The sequence below is a fragment of the Bathymodiolus heckerae thiotrophic gill symbiont genome, assembly GCF_900128515.1.
Taxonomy (GTDB): Bacteria; Pseudomonadota; Gammaproteobacteria; order PS1; family Pseudothioglobaceae; genus Thioglobus_A.
Map to the genome: position 1 here is coordinate 1 of NZ_FQTP01000209.1, position 1,270 is coordinate 1,270.

Below are 1,270 nucleotides of genomic sequence, written 5' to 3' on the forward strand. Positions count from 1 at the left end.
CTGGCCTCAAAGAAAACAAATTTGGTGTTGATATTGATGATGCAATCGCTCTATATGAAAAAGCACACAACTCTGAATATATTAATGTTCAAGGTTTGGATTGCCATATTGGCTCTCAGCTTACCGATGTACTGCCGTTCATAGATGCGCTAGATAAAGTGCTAGAGTTGATTTCCAAGTTAAATGACAGAGGTATTGAAATAGCTCACTTAGACTTAGGTGGTGGTGTTGGCATTCGTTACGACGATGAGCGTGTTATTGACATTAGTACTTATGTCGGTGAAATGCTTAGACGTGTTGGTGACTTAGAAATTATTTTAGAACCGGGCAGGGCTATTGTTGGTAATGCCGGTATTTTTGTGACTACAGTAGAGTTTTTAAAACAAAATTCAGATAAGTCGTTCGCTATTATTGATGGTGCTATGAATGATTTATTGCGTCCTGCTTTTTACGGAGCTTATCACAACGTGCTGCCAGTTAATGAGGTTGCTAAAGGTGTTGATGCTATTTGGGACTTGGTAGGCCCTATTTGTGAGACCGGTGATTTTTTAGCCAAAGATAGACAGCTGTCTTTATCGGAAGGTGACTATTTGGCTGTTATGTCAGCCGGTGCTTACGGCTTTACCATGAGCTCAAACTATAATTCACGCCCCCGCGTGGCAGAGGTGATGGTATCGGGTGATACGCATCATTTAATTCGCAAGCGCGAAACCATTCAAGATTTATTTAATACAGAGATCCTAATCAATGACTAAGCTTACAAACAATCAAAAGAAATTTTTACGTTCTAAAGGTCACAGCCTTAAACTGGTAGTGATGATGGGCCAACACGGTCTTAGCAAAGGTGTACTTGCAGAATTAAAATCAAGCCTGGAAGTTCACGAATTGTTAAAGATTAAAATTCGTGGTGACGATAAAGAGCACAAGCAAACCATTATTAATGAAATTGTTGAAATTACTAAGTCGCATTTAGTTCAGGTTATTGGCAACGTGATGGTGATTTATCGAGCATTCGACAAAGATCCTCAAATCATTCTTCCGAGAAAATAATCACCCGTGATTAAGATTGCAATTAGCGCTGCTGAAACCTCAGGAGATCTAATTGGATCGACTCTAGTACAAGCATTAAAAGCTCAAGATGGTAATCTTCAGATTGAGGGATTGTGCGGTAATAAAATGCAGCAATCTGGCTGTAAACAGCGCTGGGATATGAGCCTGGTGAATGTAATGGGCTTTACTGAAGTTTTGAAAAAACTACCCTCATTGCTTA

At 39.6% G+C, this 1,270-nt stretch carries 2 protein-coding genes and 1 pseudogene; all 3 read left to right on the top strand.

The window, feature by feature from the left end; genetic code table 11:
- The coding region (lysA, locus tag BTHERMOSOX_RS11275) for a diaminopimelate decarboxylase (protein ID WP_138121209.1) at positions 1–755 on the top strand (755 nt) is incomplete at its 5' end.
- Positions 748–1,050 (top strand): ribosome assembly RNA-binding protein YhbY, encoded by a 303-nt coding sequence (gene yhbY, locus BTHERMOSOX_RS11280; RefSeq protein ID WP_138121210.1) that lies wholly within the window; start codon positions 748–750, stop codon positions 1,048–1,050. The genes lysA and yhbY, both read left to right, overlap by 8 nt.
- Before the next feature lie 6 nt (positions 1,051–1,056).
- Positions 1,057–1,270 (top strand): annotated as a pseudogene (locus BTHERMOSOX_RS11285) (lipid-A-disaccharide synthase); the annotation flags it as partial.

Bases quoted from the DNA above. Each gene is read 5' to 3' on its own strand.
- yhbY (WP_138121210.1), top strand. From the start codon at position 748: ATGACTAAGCTTACAAACAATCAAAAGAAATTTTTACGTTCTAAAGGT.